Origin of the sequence: Sulfitobacter sp. SK011, assembly GCF_003352065.1 — a bacterium.
Taxonomy (GTDB): Bacteria; Pseudomonadota; Alphaproteobacteria; order Rhodobacterales; family Rhodobacteraceae; genus Sulfitobacter.
Genome location: NZ_CP025803.1, coordinates 3,418,582 through 3,435,336 on the forward strand (window position 1 = coordinate 3,418,582; position 16,755 = coordinate 3,435,336).

A 16,755-nucleotide genomic window follows, 5' to 3' on the forward strand; every position below is an offset into this window, starting at 1 on the left:
TCACATGGATCAGCTGTACCAGTCGCCCATGCGCACTTCGGTATCGCCGCTTAGCATCTTGGCAAAATCTGCCGGATCCTGCGTCCCGCCATCCCGCCCGCGGTAGTGATAGGGATAGACATATGTCGGTGCAAATTCAGACACGGCTGAGGCGGCGGCGTTGGCGTCCATGGTGAACGGCAGGTTCATACAGACAAACGCCAGGTCAATATCCGTCAAGGCACGCATTTCCGGCACGTCTTCGGTATCGCCCGAGATATAGACACGGAACCCGTCAAAGTTCAGCACATAGCCATTGTCGCGGCCCTGCGGGTGAAAATTCTTGCGCTCTTCGGTGATGTTATACGCCGGGATCGCGTCGACCTTCAGTTCTTTGAAACTTGCCGATGCGCCGTTGGCCACTGCGTTTGCATTTGCTTTGACGCCCTCTGCGAGCATGTCAAACACCGCGGGGTTGGTGATGATCTGCGTGTTCTCTTTCACAAGAGCTGCCAACGTATCAGCGTTATAGTGGTCCCCGTGTTCGTGGGTGATCAGGATCAGATCGGCGTCTGGAAAATCAGCGTATTGCGCCGCCTCACCCACCGGATCGGCATAGATGGTGCCAACTGGCGTTTCCATCACAAACGAAGCATGAGCCACAGGATGCACCTTGATCGGTCCTGCGGCTGTTTCAAACATATCGCTGGCATGGGCCGCGGCGCGCGCGGCATAGGGCAGAATGGTGATTGCCCCGGCTGCGGCGGCAGAGGTGGCAAGGAAATGGCGGCGTGTCTGGGTCATGTGATGCTCCTGTGTTAAGGTACACAGAAACCTAGCGTTGAGGACCAACAATTCAATGCGCTACCGGTCATCACCGGTGTCTTGATCCTCATCGGCCAATTCTTGCTCCATCGATGCTTGTGCGGCCGCGGCAACCGCCTGTTTTTCATCCGCATTGAGGTCGGCCACCTTTGCATCGGCCAGACGCACAGTCACTTCGCGGTGTGCAAAGCGAATATTCTCGCGTTCAAAAAGCGACCGGATTTCTTCGAACACGCGTTTGCGCACCAGCCATTGATCGCCGGGTTTGGTCATGAACTTGACCCGGATGATCATCGCACTGTCCTGCATTTCAATCACACCCTGGGATTTGAGCGGCTGGATAAAATTCTCACCGATCACCGGATCATCCAGAAGTTCGATACCAAGGTTCTTGATCAGCTTGCGAACCCGTTCGACATCGGTGTCATAGGTCACGCGCAGGGGCAGTTTCATGATCACCCAGTCACGTGAATAATTGGTCATGACCTGCAATTCACCAAACGGAATGGTGTGCAGATAGCCAAGGTGATGGCGCAATTGGAACGACCGCACCGATATCTTTTCAACCGTTCCCTTGACCCCGCCAACGTCCAGATATTCGCCCTTGCGAAACGCATCGTCGAACAAGAAGAAAGCCCCGGCAAACACATCGCGCACCAGCGCCTGTGACCCGAAACCAATGGCGATACCCACGATCCCCGCACCCGCAAAAAGCGGCCCGACGTTGACGCCAACCTCCATCAGGATGATCAGCAACACCGAAACGATGACCAAAATCAGTGTGAAATTCCGAAACAGCGGCAGCAGAGTTGCAAGTCTGGTGGCAGAGGATCCGCCGCCCTCGGCACCCAATTCGACCTCTTCTTCTTCCCCGACCTCTTCCTCGATCTTGGTGTCGATCCAGATGCGAAATGCGTGATAGATCACATAGCCGATAAAGATGATCACCATGATGTCCAAAAGCCGGTCAGCATAGCTTTCGACCATTTCGGCCCCGTCGCTGTCCCAGATGTAGAAAAACGCGTTTATGCCCGCGACAAACGCCAGAATACCGGCCACCCGGCGCGCCAATGCTTCAAAGGAATTCAAGGTGCGACGCGGTGCGATGGCGGCGCGCGCCTCTTCTTCCGCGGCGACAAGACGGGCGTGCTCCCTTTCGGCGGCAAGGTCTTGCTCCGTGTCGCCCGGCTGGTCCGGTGCCGCTGCATCTGCGTCAGCCATCACAGCGGCCTGTGCCTGTTCTTCGGCGCGGATGGCGTTGAGACGACGGATCGCGCGGGCGCGCGAAAACCCACGCTCAATCACATAGTTGATGACGCCGTAAACCACGATAATGGAAATCAGGATGCCATAGGCCCCGGCAATCAGCGGGATCGAACTTGGGTTCGCCAGCACCAGATCATAGGTCAGTGCGAACCATGCAAAGAGCACATAAAGAACAACAGCCGGTGCCCAGATATAGCACAAAATGCGGATCACCAGACTGCATTCATTCAACGGTTTGCCGTGGCGCAGTGCCGTGTCGATGGCCTTGCGGTTCACCAAAACCAACAGGATGTTCATCAAGACGACAAAGGCCGACATGAAGGACGCCAGAAAGGCATAGACATCATAATTCAGCCCCAGCTCTGCAATCCAAAGGCCAAACAGAATGGCGCAAATATCAAGAGATGCCAAAGCCCATAACCATCGGTGCAACCGCTTTGCATCGTGATCGTTCAATGCCGGAATGCGGTATTGCGGCAGATAAGGCGACAGGATCATCCGCCACAAACCCGCAACAAAACGGCAGGCAAAATAGCCGATATTGATCAGGGTAACAGTGAACTGCATCGCGGTATCGTTGAGCGATCCAAAGATGGCAAACCCCAAGACGTAAGCAACGGCCATCGATACCAATATCCCGACGACCCCCAGGACAAATCGGTAAATCAGAAACGGCATTTTCTCGGAATAGCCCTGCGGATCATCCATGATGCGCGCCGTCACAAACGGCTTTACAAGACGTTTCCCGTAGATCTCGCGTTCCACAAGAATACCTGCGGCAAACATCAGCAGGCTGTAGAACAACGCCTTGCCAAAAGCCCACAAGGTCCCGTCCGGGCTTGCTGCGCGCAGAATATACAAGACTTCCCGAAATGCGTCCGGCAATTGCAGCAAACGCTCCACCAGCGCGCCCCGGAACCTGATCGCGCTGTCTTGCATTTTCATCAGCGCGGAATGCTCCGGCTCGCTCTCAACAACTGCGATATCTTCAACCAAGGGTGCCTGGGACCGCAGATTGCCGTCGCTGTCGATCACGACAACACCAATGCCGCTTTCCTTGGCCTGACGCATGATTTCTTCGATGGTCTGCGCCGGGGTATTCGCCGTTTCGACCGTCGATCCGCCCGGAAAAATGGCCCCCATGCTTTGCGCTGCAACGCTGGTCGGCAGATGTGACAACGACATCAACAAGGCAAAGAAACAAAAAATAAGCGCGCGCATGTATATTCCCAAAAGCGGCCCGATAGACCTCGCAACACGGTATGTCAGCCCCAGAAGCTTTGCAATTGCCGCGAAACGACCACAAGGTACCAAACGATCACCATTGCGTGCAGTGTTTTGCAAGCCGCAACGATCTGTGCCATAGCGAAAAGCACCCCATTTGGGCCGCCTTAGACATCGCAAACCAAGGATCCGATATTGGCCAAGCACGCCCTGAATTCTCAGCCAAAACAGCGCATCGCCATGCTGGGTCGGGGCTATGTCGGTCTGCCACTGGAGCTTGCCGCGGACCGCACTGGTTTTGAGGTGTCCGACACCTCCGTTGCAACAAGCGCGGCGCGTTTTATCAGTGGCCCCGAACGGGTAAATCCCGGTGATGCCGACCAATCGATCTCAGTCGATGCGCATGATCCATGGGTTGGCCCGGCCCGCCTGACCAACGAACACGGTGTCAACGCTGTCGGTCCACCGCAAAACGGCAGCTACGGTGCCGGGATCGTTGCCGTCGGGCATCGCCAATATGTCGAGATGGGCAATGATGCGATCCGTGCCTTGGGAAAACCCGGTGCGGTGCTATACGATATTAAAGGATTATTTGGGAAATCAGGCAGCGACCTGAGGCTCTAGGCCGACCCGGGAATAGGTGAAATTTATGCGGCAGACCGGGACACGGAAATACAGGGCAGGATCAGCATCGCGCCGGATCATGTTCTATAGCCACGACACGTTTGGGCTGGGCCATTTGCGCCGTTCGCGCGCCCTGGCAACGGCATTGACGGAAGACAACGACGACACCTCAGCGATCATTCTTACAGGCTCACCAGTTGCGGGGCGGTTTACCTTTCCCGAACGGGTCGATCACATTCGTCTGCCCGGTGTCACCAAACTGCCCGACGGCAGCTATGTAAGCCAGACGCTTGGCCTTGATATCGACGACACCACGTCGCTGCGGGCCGGGCTGATCCAGACCGCCATCGAACAATACGAACCCGACCTTTTGATCGTCGACAAGGAACCCACCGGATTTCGGGGCGAGCTGTTGCCAACCCTTGAGTGGCTGCGTCTGCGTGGGCGCACCCGCACCGTTCTGGGCCTGCGTGATGTGCTGGATGAACCCGAAGTACTGACCGCCGAATGGGAACGCAAAGGGGCCCTGCAAGCGGCCGAGAACCTCTATGACGAAATATGGGTCTATGGCGTGCGCGATATCTATGACCCGACCGAGGGTTTGCCAATGTCGGATGAACTGCGCAACCGCATCCACTGGACAGGGTATTTGCGCCGCGAGGTCACGGATGAGGCCGATGCACCAACTGATCCTTATGTGCTGATCACGCCGGGCGGCGGCGGCGATGGTGCAACGATGGTTTCGCTGGTTCTGTCAGCTTATGAACAGGATCCGGATTTATCGCCGAACGCCTTGTTGGTCTATGGGCCGTTCCTGTCCGGTGACGTGCGCGATGCGTTTGACGCCCGGGTGGCCAAGTTGAACGGCAGGGTCACCGCCGTGGGGTTTGACAGTCGCATTGAATCGCTTTTTGCCGGGGCCGAAGGTGTCGTGTCGATGGGCGGCTACAACACGTTTTGCGAGGTTCTGTCGTTTGACAAGCGCGCGGTGATCGTGCCGCGCATCGTGCCGCGGTTGGAACAGTGGATCAGGGCCAGCCGTGCCGAACAATTGGGGTTGGTGCGGATGCTGGATGAAACCCGCGATGGCCTGACCACCGACGCGATGATTGACGCGATCCGCAATTTGCCCAACCAGAGCAAACCATCCCAAGCAGGGGCAAACGGCCTGCTTGATGGATTGGAGGTTGTGAAAAAGCGGGCAGAGATGTTGATGAACGGGGCCGAGGGTCAATGACCGCAGGGACGCTTGCCGTGGTCGTCAAAGGCTGGCCGCGTCTTTCTGAGACATTCATCGCGCAGGAACTCGTCGCCCTCCAGCAAGCCGGTCTGAACTTTGACATCTGGTCCCTGCGTCACCCGACCGACACCAAGACACATCCCCTGCATGACCGCCTGACAGCAAAGGTGCGTTACCTGCCAGAATATCTGCGCGATGAACCGCGACGGGTGGCGCAGGCGATGGGCATGGCCGTTGATCTGCCGGGGTTTGATGCGGCTGCGGCGGCCTATAGGGCCGATGTGGCACGCGACGATACCCCCAACCGGCGGCGGCGTTGGGGGCAGGCCTGTGTAATGGCCGCAGAACTGCCCGCTGATGTGGCGGGGATCTATGCGCATTTTCTGCACACGCCTTCCTCTGTCGCGCGATATGCCTCGATCCTGCGCGGTCTGCCCTGGTCCTTTTCGGCGCACGCCAAAGACATCTGGACGTCACCCGAATGGGAGCTGCGCGAAAAGCTGTCTGCGGCCAGCCATGGTGCGGCGTTCGGGGTCACCTGCACCGGATTTGGCGCTGCACATCTAAAGAAACTTGCGGATGATCCGGCCCGCGTTGATCTGGTTTATCACGGGCTAGATCTGGACCGGTTTCCAGCACCGCCTTCACGAGAATTGCGTGCCAAAGACAGCCCGTTCAGGATGATGTCAGTCGGACGGCTGGTCGAAAAGAAGGGGTTTGATAACCTGATCGACGCACTGGCGCTCTTGCCCGAAACCCTCGACTGGCACTGGACACATATCGGCGGCGGCACGTTGGATGCGCAGATGCGCGCCCGCGCGGATGCCGCCGGGGTAAATGCCCGCATCACCTGGCGCGGGGCCTGTGATCAGCCCGAGGTGATCGCACAAATGCGCGACAGTGATCTTTTCGTGCTGCCCTCTCGGGTGGCGCAAGATGGTGACCGCGACGGGTTGCCCAATGTGTTGATGGAATCCGCCAGCCAAAAGCTCCCGATCCTGAGCACGCCGGTTTCCGCAATTCCGGAATTTATAAAGAGCGGCACGAACGGGATGCTCAGCGACGATGCCCCTGATGCTTTGGCCATGGCGATGATGCAATTTGCAGATGACCCTGCCCTTGGTCCCGCGATGGCGGACAAGGCTTATGCACGGCTCTCGTCCGAATTCACCATGGCACCGGGGATCGCACGCCTCTCTCGTCGGCTTACGCAAATGCTCAACGGGGCAGGCTGATGCGGCTTGCCTTTTACGCGCCGCTCAAACCACCCGTTCATGATACGCCGTCGGGCGACCGCGCCATGGGCCGCGCATTGATCCATGCGCTTGAACACATTGGTGCCGAGGTGACGCTGGCCAGCACGTTGCGGACCCGTGATGGGACAGGCGATGCGCAGGTGCAGCACGGGCTGATGCAAAAGGCGTCGCTCGAAATTACGCGGCTGATTGCACAGGGACGCGCGGCGGGGTGGCACGCCTGGGTCAGCTATCACAACTACTACAAGGCCCCGGACCTGATCGGGCCAGCGGTCGCGCGGGGCCTGAACATTCCCTATTTGCAAGTTGAGACCAGCCGCGCGCGCAAGCGTCTGCAAGGCCCGTGGGCCACGTTTGCCAAAGCGGCAGAGGCGGCGGCAAATGCAGCAGATGTGATTTTCTACCTCACGGAACGAGACGCCGAAACGCTGCGCCGGGATGCACCAGAGGGCCAGCGGCTGATCCATTTGCACCCGTTTCTGGACCGCGATGACCTGCCGCCGAGATCAACACTGCAAGGTCCCATATTGGTTGCCGCGATGATGCGTCCCGGTGACAAGCTGGCCTCGTACCAGATCATTGCAGAGACTTTGGCCCTGATACCAAAGGACAGATGGCGGCTGCAAATCGCCGGGGACGGGGCAATGCGTGCGCAAGTGGAAGCGCTCATGGCTCCCTTTGGGCAGGCCATCACATTTTTGGGCGCACTCGATGCCGATGCAATGCAACACGCCTTTCAATCGGCGTCCCTGTTGTTCTGGCCTGGCGTGAACGAAGCCTTTGGCCTGACCTATCTTGAGGCACAGGCAGCCGGTGTGCCGGTGGTCGCCCAAGACCGCCCCGGCGTGCGCGAGGTGTTGGCACCGGGGGATTATCCCCCGCCAGATGCGGGTGCCCCTGCCCTTGCAAAACGGCTGATGGCGTTCATTGATGCGCCAGAGGAAAGCAAGGCCGCAGGTCAACGCGCCCGTAATCACGTCGCGGCACATCATCTTTTGAACGCCGCCGCCGAAACCCTGCGACAGGGGTTGGCCCTGACTGGAGTTGCCCGATGATCCACCTTGCCCTCTTGCGCCATGGCCATACCCCCTGGAACAGGGCGGGCCGCATTCAGGGTCGCACTGATGTTGATCTGGACACCGATGCGCGCGCAGAATTGTCTGAATTTCGATTGCCTTCCCCATGGGATCAGGCCGATCTGTGGTCCAGCCCGCTGTTGCGCGCCGCTGAAACGGCGAAACTGGTCAGTGGCCGCGCCCCAAAAACCGATCCCGCCCTGATCGAGATGAACTGGGGTGATTGGGAGGGGGAACAGGGTACCATCCTGCGCGCCGACCCTGCATCGGGGTTTCGCGATATCGAGGAGTGGGGGTGGGATTATACCCCGCCGAACGGGGAAAGCCCTGCCGCCTTGCGGCACCGGTTGATCCCCTGGGCCGAAGAATTGACAAAGGATGCGGTCGCCGTCTGCCATATTGGTGTTATGCGGGTGCTGATGGCGCAGGCGATGGGGTGGGATTTCGCCGGGCCCGCGCCATTTCAGATCAAGCGCAATCGGCTGTTCATCTTGCATATTGGCGCGGATGGATGGTCTGCCGATCCAGAACCCGTGCGTTTGATAAAGACCACACCATGAGGGTACTGCCATGAACGTCATGATCGTGGTCACGCATCTTTTGGGCACCGGGCATCTGGCCCGTGCGCTGACGCTGGCACGCGCCTACAAAACGTCTGGACATAACGTGACCATTGCATCGGGCGGCATGCCTGCACCGCAGCTTGATCGCGGCGATGTCCAAATTCTGCAACTGCCGCCTCTGCGCTCTGACGGGGTCAACTTCACCGTTCTGCTTGATGATCAGGGCGCGCCAGCCTCGGACGCGATGATGGGTGACCGCATCGCCGCTCTGTTGGGTCAGCTTACCAGTCAGGCTCCCGATGTTCTTATCACCGAACTTTTTCCCTTTGGCCGCCGAATATTACGCGCTGAATTTGAGGCGCTGTTACAGGCCGCCCACAACCTGCCCCGCCGCCCGCTGATCTGTGCGTCCATCCGCGATATTCTGGCACCGCCATCGAAACCCAAAAAGGCGGTTCTGGCAGATCAATTGATCGACACCTTCTATGACATGGTCTTGGTCCATTCCGACCGCGATGTGACACCGCTCGAACTAAGCTGGCCCGTGTCAGAAACCCTTGCGCCGAAACTGCATTACACCGGCTTTGTGGCCCCCCCGGCACCGTCGCCGCACCCCCGGGGCAGCGGCACAAATGAGGTGGTCGTCAGCGCCGGCGGAGGAGATGTCGGCGCACATATTTTCGCAGCTGCAGTCGGAGCCGCGCGCCAGGACCCCGACCGCCATTGGCGTATTCTGGTCGGCGGTGCTGATGCTGCCGAACGCGGTGTGGTTCTGGCGCGGGCTGCCCCTCCCAATGTAACCGTTGAACCTGCGCGCCCTGACTTTCGGCAGATGCTGCACCACGCCGCCGCATCCGTTTCGATGTGTGGCTACAACACCGCGCTCGACATATTGCAAACCGGATGTCCGGCGGTGTTCATCCCCTTTGATGCAGGCAGCGAGGTTGAACAGGGTCTGCGGGCCGACGCCTTGGCAAAATTGCCGGGCATCGCAGTGCTGCGCAGCGCGGATTTGTCGCCCGATCGTTTGACACAGGCGCTATTGGAGGTGACGCAAGCCGTCCGCCGTGCCCCGCGACAAACCGGGTTTAACGGGGCACGGGAGACGGTCAAGCTCACCGCGCGTCACCGTGAGGCGATGGAATGAACACAGACTGGTCCCCCCTGACGTCCGAACTGGCGCGTTGGCGCGATGAAGGCCGCAGCTTGCCTTTATGGTGGCGCGATGATGATGCGGTTGAAAACACACCCGCGTTGCAAACCTTGCTGAACATCGCGCAAGATTTGACACTGCCGGTGCATGTTGCGGTGATCCCGAAACCAGCAAAACAAACATTGGCTGATGCCTGTGCCGCCACGCCCTGGGCCATTCCGGTGGTCCACGGATGGGCACATCAAAATCACGCCCCGGACGGACAAAAGAAAGCCGAGTTTGGTCACCCGCGGGCGCAAGCGCAAACGGAGACTGCCGCGGGCCTGACCCGTTTGCGCGGGCTTTTTGGCAACGCCCTATTGCCAATGTTTGTGCCACCCTGGAACCGGATTGATGCGGGCATTGTCGCGCAGTTGCCTCTGCAAGGCTATGTCGCCCTGTCCACCTATACACCGCGCGTCACTCGGCTTGCAGCGCCCGGATTGGTCCAGATCAACACGCATATGGACCCGGTCCATTGGCGCGCTGGCGGGGGGCTGGTGTCACCTGAGCTGCAGATAGCGGCCCTCGTTCAAGTGCTGACCGACCGCCGCGAGGGGCGGGCCGACGCCACCGAACCGCTTGGGTTTCTCACCCATCATCTGGTGCATGATGCCGCGATATGGGAGTTCACCCGCGCATGTTTGTCGATCTTGCTGGAAGGTGGTGCTTTGCCATGCGATCTGCGCGCTGCACTGCCTTAGCCAGGCCGCAGCCCCAGAATTTCACGCGCCTGTGCGGGCGTCGCAACGGGGCGTTCGTAGACCTCGCAAAGGTCCGCCGCCCGTTTGATCAGGGCCGCATTTGACGGCGCAAGGGTGTCTTTGTTTATCCGCACGTTGTCTTCCAGACCCGCACGCGCATGCCCCCCTGCGGCAATTGCCCAGTCGTTCAGCACGATCTGATTGGGACCAACACCAGCAGCACACCATTGCGCATCAGGTGCCAGACGATTGACCGTTTTGATATAGAAATCAAAGGTTTCGCGGTCGGCGGGCATGGCATTTTTCACGCCCATCACAAACTGAATATACAATTGCCCCGGAATGCGTCCATCGCGGTTCATTTCGGCCGCTTTGTGGATGTGGGACAGATCAAACGCCTCAATCTCGGGCTTTACCTCATACTGACGCATCTCGGACGCCAGCCAATCCACCAGCTGTGGCGGGTTCTCATAAACCCGCGTGGGAAAGTTGTTGGAGCCGACAGAGAGCGACGCCATGTCTGGCCGCAAGGACAACATACCACCCCGTTCCTGCCCGGCACCAGACCTGCCCCCGGTGGAGAATTGGATGATCATACCCGGACAATGTTTGCTGACCCCCTCTTGCAAGGCTGCAAATTTTTCGGGGTCCGACGACGGCGTTTCATCAGCGTTGCGCACATGGGCGTGGCAGATGGAGGCACCTGCTTCAAACGCCTCATGGGTCGATTCAATCTGTTCCGCGATGCTGATCGGCACCGCCGGATTGGCGGCTTTGGTCGGCACGGAACCGGTGATGGCGACGCAAAGAATACAAGGGTTTGGCATATCGGTACTCCGTCGGTATCTTGTCGGTATCCCGTCAGTTTGCGGGACCAATGGGGATGTGCGGCAAGTGTCCCACATCAGCACCCCGGCTGTCGATGGGGCTACCGCTTTTTCACGAATTCGGTCAGGATCACAATCCGCTGGCCCTCGACGCGCCCCTCGATATGGGCGGGGTTGTCCTGAACAAGGCTGATCTTGTGCACCGCGGTGCCGCGCTTGGCGGTAAAGCCTGCGCCTTTCACGGGCAGGTCCTTGATCAACACCACAGTATCGCCACTGACCAGCGGCTGGCCGTTACTGTCTTTGTGCTCGGTCTGATCCGGGACATTTTCGGCCCACGTGCGGGTGTCATCATCAAGGTACAGCTGATCGGCAAGGTCATTGGCCCAGGGCTCAGCAATCTGGGCCAGCGTGCGCGCGGCAAGCACCTGAATGGCCGGGTCTTCGGACCACATGGTGCTGGCAAGGGCGCGGAAATGGTCAGGATTTGGATTGCCGAGTAGATCGGCGCAGATGCCGCAGATGTCGGCGGAGGCATCCGCAGGACCACCGGGCACGGCAGTGGTGATCAGCGGTGTGTCGGGTGTGGCGCAGAGGGGGCATGTCATGGGATCGGTGTAGGGCGGGTACCGGCGATCTGCAATTGCTTTGTCGCGCAGGCGGCACACCAAAAGCGGCCTGCCCCCATGCATAAGGAAATGCCGCTCTGAAACGGGAAAAGGCGCCAGGGGTTTGGACCGAAATCCTCTCCAACCTGACGCCTTCTTGAACCTATCATCCCCCCAGAGGGCGATATTTCGGCCCAGCTTGATCGGGGCGTTGCCACCCGTCTCCGAGACTGCTGATCCGAAAACCAACTGTCCCCCACGCCAACCCTGTTGATACCGCCCTTTCGCCATGATCCTTTCAGACCCACACGATCCGACCTGCATCCTGAGAGAGTTTGCGAACCGAGCCTGACCCCGAAGAGCCTATCCCGAAACGCCACCACCCTTAGGGGCCTTTGCGTCCACTCCTTTGTTCTAAGAACGCTGGAACGGTGAGATCAGATTGCGCACGGCAGGTGAGTCGCGCAACAGAAAAATCGCAGGTAAGCGAAATTTCTTGTGGATAAGGTGTTGAATTTACTGGGGTTTCCCCTGTGGGTAACTGGTGGATAAAAGGGAAAATGCGTTTAGGTGGGGCGGGTTATGGGGGGAAGAATTTGCGCGGGTTGGGGCAGACTGCGGTGGCCACCTTTTTGCATCAGATCACGCAAGGGCGGCACCCTTGCGGCAGGTGCAGGCAGCGGAACCGGTGAGATGTCCCCGTTGCCTCGACCCACCCTTAGCGCAGAATGCGCTTGGCCACCAAGAACGCCACAGGCAGCGCGACGACCGCCCCAACGGCTGCGGCCCCAAGGATCGGGATCAGACTGACGTGTCCCATGGTCAACACGGCAATCACCCCCGCCCCGGCAAGCGAGGTGGCGATGATGGAATAGAGCATGGAGGCAAGGCGGAACATGGCTTCGGTCCTTTCGGCGGTGGAGGGTTTGAAAGGACGGATAGCAGGCGGTGTGGGGGGTGGACTTTGATTTGGGTCAAGTGGGGTGGGTGGGTGAAATCCACGATACAATTAATTAACCATATTCCCGCAATTTCGATGTATGAGCCGATATCGCCGCATGTACGTGCCCGGAGGCACCTATTTCTTCACAGTGAATCTGGCCGCCCGCGGCACAGATTTGTTGACCCGCGAGATTGATTTGCTCCGATCCGCCTATGCGTCCGTAGTCGCAGAACATCCTTTGACGTGTCACGCGATGGTCGTATTGCCCGATCACCTTCATGCGGTATGGACTTTACCTGAAGGTGATGCGGATTTCTCAGTGCGATGGAAGAAGATCAAGGCGACGTTTTCGCGTCATTGCCCGCAGGTTGACGACGTAAGCCAGAGCAAAGCCCGCAAAGGCGAACGCGGTATTTGGCAACGGCGGTTTTGGGAGCATTGCATTCGCGACGAGGCGGATTTCGCGGCACATGTTCAATATTGCCATTGGAACCCAGTGAAACATGGGTTCGTCGCGCGCGCAATTGATTGGCCATATTCGACGGTGCATCGAGAGGTGAAGCTGGGACGGTTTGAGGCGTAGGGTGGGTGAAACCCACGTGGCGCGGCGGTTAAGGTTGTGAGTGCGCGTGGGTTTCACCCACCCTACGCTCGCTATTCAACGAAAAACTTTCGTCCCGCCTCCCCGTGCGGGAACGCGCATTGCTTTGCAATACGCTGCCTCCCGCCGTCTTTCATCTCAGCCCGAATTGAACAGCTTTTAGCTGTCCATTTTGAGGGCTGATATGAAAGCTTCCTGCGGAATATCCACCTTACCAAACTGGCGCATTTTCTTCTTACCGGCTTTCTGCTTTTCCAGCAGCTTCTTCTTACGTGTGGCGTCGCCACCGTAGCACTTCGCAGTCACGTCTTTGCGCATCGCGGACAATGTTTCGCGCGCGATCACCTTGCCGCCAATTGCCGCTTGGATCGGGATTTTGAACATGTGACGTGGGATCAGGTCTTTTAGCTTTTCAACCATCGCACGGCCCCGCGCCTCAGCCCGGTCGCGGTGCACCATGGTGGACAGCGCATCGACGGGTTCATCGTTCACCAGAATCGACATTTTCACCAGATGGTCCTGACGGTAACCAATCATCTGATAATCGAATGACGCATACCCTTTGGTAACACTTTTCAGCCTATCGTAGAAATCGAACACAACTTCATTCAAAGGAAGATCATACACCACCATCGCGCGCGACCCGGCATAGGTCAGGTCCATTTGGATACCGCGACGGTCTTGGCAAAGTTTCAGCACGACACCAAGATAGTCATCAGGCACCAAAATCGTCGCCTTGATGCGCGGCTCTTCGATGTGCTCAACGAACGTCAGGTCGGGCATGTCGGCGGGGTTGTGCAATTGCTCAACCGTGCCGTCCTTCATGTGGATGTCATAGATAACAGACGGGGCCGTGGTGATCAGGTTGATGTCATATTCCCGCTCAATCCGGTCGCGGATCACCTCAAGGTGCAGCAGGCCAAGGAAACCGCAGCGAAAGCCAAAGCCAAGGGCGGCGGAGGTTTCCATTTCAAAGCTGAACGAGGCGTCGTTGAGCGCCAGCTTTTCGATGCTGTCGCGCAGGTCTTCGAATTCGGCGGCGTCCACGGGAAAGAGGCCACAGAACACCACGGGTTGCGCAGGCTTGAAGCCGGGCAATGCCTTGTCGCAGCCGCGTTTCTCATGGGTGATGGTGTCGCCGACGCGGGTGTCGCGGACCTGTTTGATCGAGGCGGTGAGGAAGCCCATTTCGCCGGGGCCAAGCACGTCAATTTCGGTCATTGCCGGGCGGAACACACCGATGCGGTCGACATGGTGGACCGATCCGTTCTGCATCATCCGCACCTTGTCGCCTTTTTTCAGCTGACCGTCGATGATGCGGACCAGAACGATCACGCCGAGATAGCTGTCGTACCACGAATCCACCAGCATCGCCTTCAGAGGCGCATCAAGCGTGCCCTTGGGCGCGGGCAAACGGTGCACCACAGCCTCAAGCGTTTCGTGGATGCCCACACCGGTTTTCGCCGACACGCGGATAGCCTCGGATGCGTCAATGCCGATCACATCTTCGATCTGTTCGGCCACGCGGTCACACTCGGACGCGGGCAGGTCGATCTTGTTCAGCACCGGCACGATCTCGTGATCCGCATCCAGCGCGTGATAGACATTGGCCAATGTCTGCGCCTCGACGCCCTGGGTGCTGTCAACAACCAGCAGTGACCCTTCGACGGCGCGCATCGACCGGCTGACTTCATAGGCGAAATCGACGTGACCGGGGGTGTCGATCAGGTTGAGGACATAATCCTCGCCATTGTCGGCGGTATAATTGATCCGCACGGTCTGGGCTTTGATGGTGATGCCGCGCTCGCGTTCGATGTCCATGGAATCGAGCATCTGCTCCTTCATGTCGCGGTCGGCCACGGTATTGGTCGACTGGATCAAGCGGTCAGCAAGCGTGGATTTCCCGTGGTCGATATGGGCGACGATGGAGAAATTGCGGATGTGTGAAAGTGGTGTCATGAAGGGGATATGATGCGGTTTGGGGGGTTGGTCAAGGTGGTTGATGGCCAGTGGTGCAAGACCTGCAATCGGGACCGGTTTCATAAGACGCGTCTTGAAAAGCTCACGCTTTCGTGGGGCCGGTTTGGAATACGCACTGTGCGCAGATGCACGGACCTCAAGCGAATGTGCAATTCAAAGTGAACCAATTGGTTCCTATCTTGCTTACATAGCCTGCACCGACGGGGTGCGGGATCATTGAGAGGATATGACCTTGGCCCGAACCACTATATTCCCCGCAGTTGCAGGCACCGTCATCGCAGCGAGCCTGCCCTTCGCAGTACAATCCCAGGAAACGGGCGTGAGCATCGATTTTTACGGTCAGTTGAACCTGGGCATCATCAGTGTCGATGACGGCTTTGGCTCAGAAAGCGCCTTCACGGACAACGACAATTCAAACAGCCGCGTCGGAGTGATCTACAAACAAGGTCTCTCCAACGGTGGCGAATTCAGGCTGCACTTTGAATCCGCACTGGGATTGACCGGATCCAGCAGCATCAGCCGCGGAAACGACGATTTCAAAGAGAACTTTCGCCGCACCGACCTTCGCAAATTCGAACTCATCTATCAGACGCCCAATATCGGGACATTTTCAATCGGTCAGGGCAGCATCGCCACGGACGGTTCAGCAGAAGCCGATTTTTCAGGTACCAGTGTGATCGCCTATTCTTCGTTGCAAGATCAGGCAGGGTCACAGCAGTTTCGCCTGTCCACTGGTGCCAATGCGGGCACAACAGTTGGCAATGCGTTTAGTGCATTTGATGGATCACGGCGTTTCCGCGTTCGCTATGACACCCCAACCTACAATGGTTTTGGATTGGCCGTTTCCGCAGGTGAGGAAGTCCTTGCACGCGGCAATGATGGCGAATTTTACGACCTCGGACTGAAGTACGACAAAGACTATGGCGCGTATAAAGTTGCTGGCAGGCTCGGCTATTCAATTCGTGACAGCGCAGAGGAATTGCTGCTGGGGTCGGTGGCGATCCTGCATGAGCCAACGGGCCTCAATCTGGCGGTTGCGGGCGGACGTCAACAACAGGGCGACGACAATTACGTCTATGTCAAAGGTGGCCTAAAGCGCGATTGGTTCGCCTTCGGAGAAACCGCCGTATCCTTGGACTATTATCAAGGCGATGATTTCCAGACCTCGGGTTCGGAATCGACCTCTTATGGCATTGCAGCGGTACAAAAGCTGGATGCCTATGGGGTGGAACTTTATGCCAGTTATCGCCGCTTTGAATTTGAAAACGCAGGGCCACAGATCGAAGATATCGACGTTGCCTTTGTCGGGGCACGCTGGAAATTCTGATCCCTGCCATCCGGGGGTGCGCGAGACGTGCCCCCGAATGCAAACGTGAATTGCCCCCTGCCCGCAAATCCGGCATACTCCCGCACAAGCAGAACCGGACCACCAAGGGGCAAACCCCATAGGTCCACGTGACACGAGGCAGTAAAATGATACGAATTATTGTGGCATCTGTGGCGCTGGTCAGTCTGGCGTCCTGTGGGGGCGGATCGCGCTATTCCAGCGGCAACGCAAATCGCGGCTATTACCCGCAACCGGTGCTGTTTGCGACAGGGCCCATTCACCGGGCCTGTGTGTCCGCCAATCGAAAGGCGGCGACGCCCGCGCGCTGCGGCTGTGTGCAGGCCGTGGCAGACCAGTCCCTGGATGCCGGGGATCAGCGGCGCGGTGTCCAGTTATTCAAAGACCCGCATAAGGCGCAGGAAATTCGGCAATCCAAAAATGCCAGCAATGAACGCTTTTGGCTGGCGTGGAAAGAATTTGGACAAAATGCGGCGGCATCCTGCGGCAACGTCTGAGTATT

Annotated in this window: 16 protein-coding genes; 10 read left to right on the forward strand and 6 right to left on the reverse strand. The window is 58.3% G+C overall.

Annotated elements, in window-relative coordinates:
* Positions 1-9: 9 nt before the first annotated feature.
* Together C1J02_RS16730 and C1J02_RS16735 are read right to left on the reverse strand one after the other, a co-directional pair.
* A complete protein-coding gene (locus C1J02_RS16730) occupies positions 10-783 on the reverse strand; it encodes an MBL fold metallo-hydrolase (RefSeq protein WP_114879600.1) in 774 nt (257 codons plus the stop codon).
* 60 nt (positions 784-843) lie between these two features.
* On the reverse strand, positions 844-3,291 hold the full coding sequence (locus tag C1J02_RS16735; protein ID WP_114879601.1) for a mechanosensitive ion channel family protein: 2,448 nt from the start codon (positions 3,289-3,291) through the stop codon (positions 844-846).
* A 198-nt stretch (positions 3,292-3,489) separates the two neighbouring features.
* Here C1J02_RS16735 and C1J02_RS16740 point away from each other — a divergent pair, with 198 nt between their 5' ends.
* From C1J02_RS16740 to C1J02_RS16770, 7 genes are read left to right on the forward strand one after another with little or no spacing between them, the layout of a single operon-like run.
* Positions 3,490-3,918: a hypothetical protein gene (locus C1J02_RS16740; protein WP_114879602.1), complete on the forward strand. Its 429-nt coding sequence runs from the start codon at positions 3,490-3,492 to the stop codon at positions 3,916-3,918.
* 25 nt (positions 3,919-3,943) lie between these two features.
* Entirely contained in the window at positions 3,944-5,155 is a 1,212-nt protein-coding gene (locus C1J02_RS16745; RefSeq protein WP_114879603.1) for a glycosyltransferase family protein, read from the forward strand.
* Positions 5,152-6,393: a glycosyltransferase family 4 protein gene (locus C1J02_RS16750; RefSeq protein ID WP_114879604.1), complete on the forward strand. Its 1,242-nt coding sequence runs from the start codon at positions 5,152-5,154 to the stop codon at positions 6,391-6,393. Before C1J02_RS16745 ends, C1J02_RS16750 begins: the two co-directional genes overlap by 4 nt.
* The gene (locus C1J02_RS16755; protein WP_254693134.1) at positions 6,393-7,469 is read left to right on the forward strand and encodes a glycosyltransferase family 4 protein; all 1,077 of its coding nucleotides are present in this window, start codon (positions 6,393-6,395) and stop codon (positions 7,467-7,469) included. The genes C1J02_RS16750 and C1J02_RS16755 overlap by 1 nt, the downstream gene beginning before the upstream one ends.
* The gene (locus C1J02_RS16760) at positions 7,466-8,050 is read left to right on the forward strand and encodes a histidine phosphatase family protein (RefSeq protein WP_114879605.1); all 585 of its coding nucleotides are present in this window, start codon (positions 7,466-7,468) and stop codon (positions 8,048-8,050) included. The genes C1J02_RS16755 and C1J02_RS16760 overlap by 4 nt, the downstream gene beginning before the upstream one ends.
* 10 nt (positions 8,051-8,060) lie before the next feature.
* The gene (locus C1J02_RS16765; RefSeq protein WP_114879606.1) at positions 8,061-9,200 is read left to right on the forward strand and encodes a glycosyltransferase family protein; all 1,140 of its coding nucleotides are present in this window, start codon (positions 8,061-8,063) and stop codon (positions 9,198-9,200) included.
* Positions 9,197-9,949 carry a polysaccharide deacetylase family protein gene (locus C1J02_RS16770; RefSeq protein WP_114879607.1) on the forward strand — a complete coding sequence of 251 codons (753 nt, stop codon included), beginning with the start codon at positions 9,197-9,199 and terminating at the stop codon, positions 9,947-9,949. Before C1J02_RS16765 ends, C1J02_RS16770 begins: the two co-directional genes overlap by 4 nt.
* Here the strand turns inward: C1J02_RS16770 and C1J02_RS16775 are convergent.
* From C1J02_RS16775 to C1J02_RS16785, 3 genes are all read right to left on the reverse strand, one after another.
* Positions 9,946-10,776 (reverse strand): 3-keto-5-aminohexanoate cleavage protein, encoded by an 831-nt coding sequence (locus C1J02_RS16775; protein WP_114879608.1) that lies wholly within the window; start codon positions 10,774-10,776, stop codon positions 9,946-9,948. The genes C1J02_RS16770 and C1J02_RS16775 overlap by 4 nt on opposite strands.
* A 101-nt stretch (positions 10,777-10,877) precedes the next feature.
* Entirely contained in the window at positions 10,878-11,384 is a 507-nt protein-coding gene (locus C1J02_RS16780) for an alkylphosphonate utilization protein (RefSeq protein WP_114880667.1), read from the reverse strand.
* Positions 11,385-12,102: 718 nt separating this feature from the next.
* Positions 12,103-12,282, reverse strand: a complete 180-nt coding sequence (locus C1J02_RS16785; RefSeq protein ID WP_114879609.1) for a hypothetical protein — start codon at positions 12,280-12,282, stop codon at positions 12,103-12,105.
* 142 nt (positions 12,283-12,424) lie between these two features.
* Here C1J02_RS16785 and C1J02_RS16790 point away from each other — a divergent pair, with 142 nt between their 5' ends.
* Positions 12,425-12,910 carry a transposase gene (locus tag C1J02_RS16790; protein WP_114879610.1) on the forward strand — a complete coding sequence of 162 codons (486 nt, stop codon included), beginning with the start codon at positions 12,425-12,427 and terminating at the stop codon, positions 12,908-12,910.
* 177 nt (positions 12,911-13,087) lie between these two features.
* Here the strand turns inward: C1J02_RS16790 and lepA are convergent, their stop codons facing one another.
* Positions 13,088-14,887 carry a translation elongation factor 4 gene (gene lepA / locus C1J02_RS16795; protein ID WP_114880668.1) on the reverse strand — a complete coding sequence of 600 codons (1,800 nt, stop codon included), beginning with the start codon at positions 14,885-14,887 and terminating at the stop codon, positions 13,088-13,090.
* Positions 14,888-15,140: 253 nt separating this feature from the next.
* On the opposite strand from lepA, the gene C1J02_RS16800 reads away from it, so the two are divergent.
* On the forward strand, positions 15,141-16,235 hold the full coding sequence (locus tag C1J02_RS16800) for a porin (protein WP_254693135.1): 1,095 nt from the start codon (positions 15,141-15,143) through the stop codon (positions 16,233-16,235).
* A 146-nt stretch (positions 16,236-16,381) separates the two neighbouring features.
* Entirely contained in the window at positions 16,382-16,750 is a 369-nt protein-coding gene (locus C1J02_RS16805) for a hypothetical protein (RefSeq protein ID WP_114879612.1), read from the forward strand.
* The last annotated feature ends 5 nt before the right edge of the window (positions 16,751-16,755 follow it).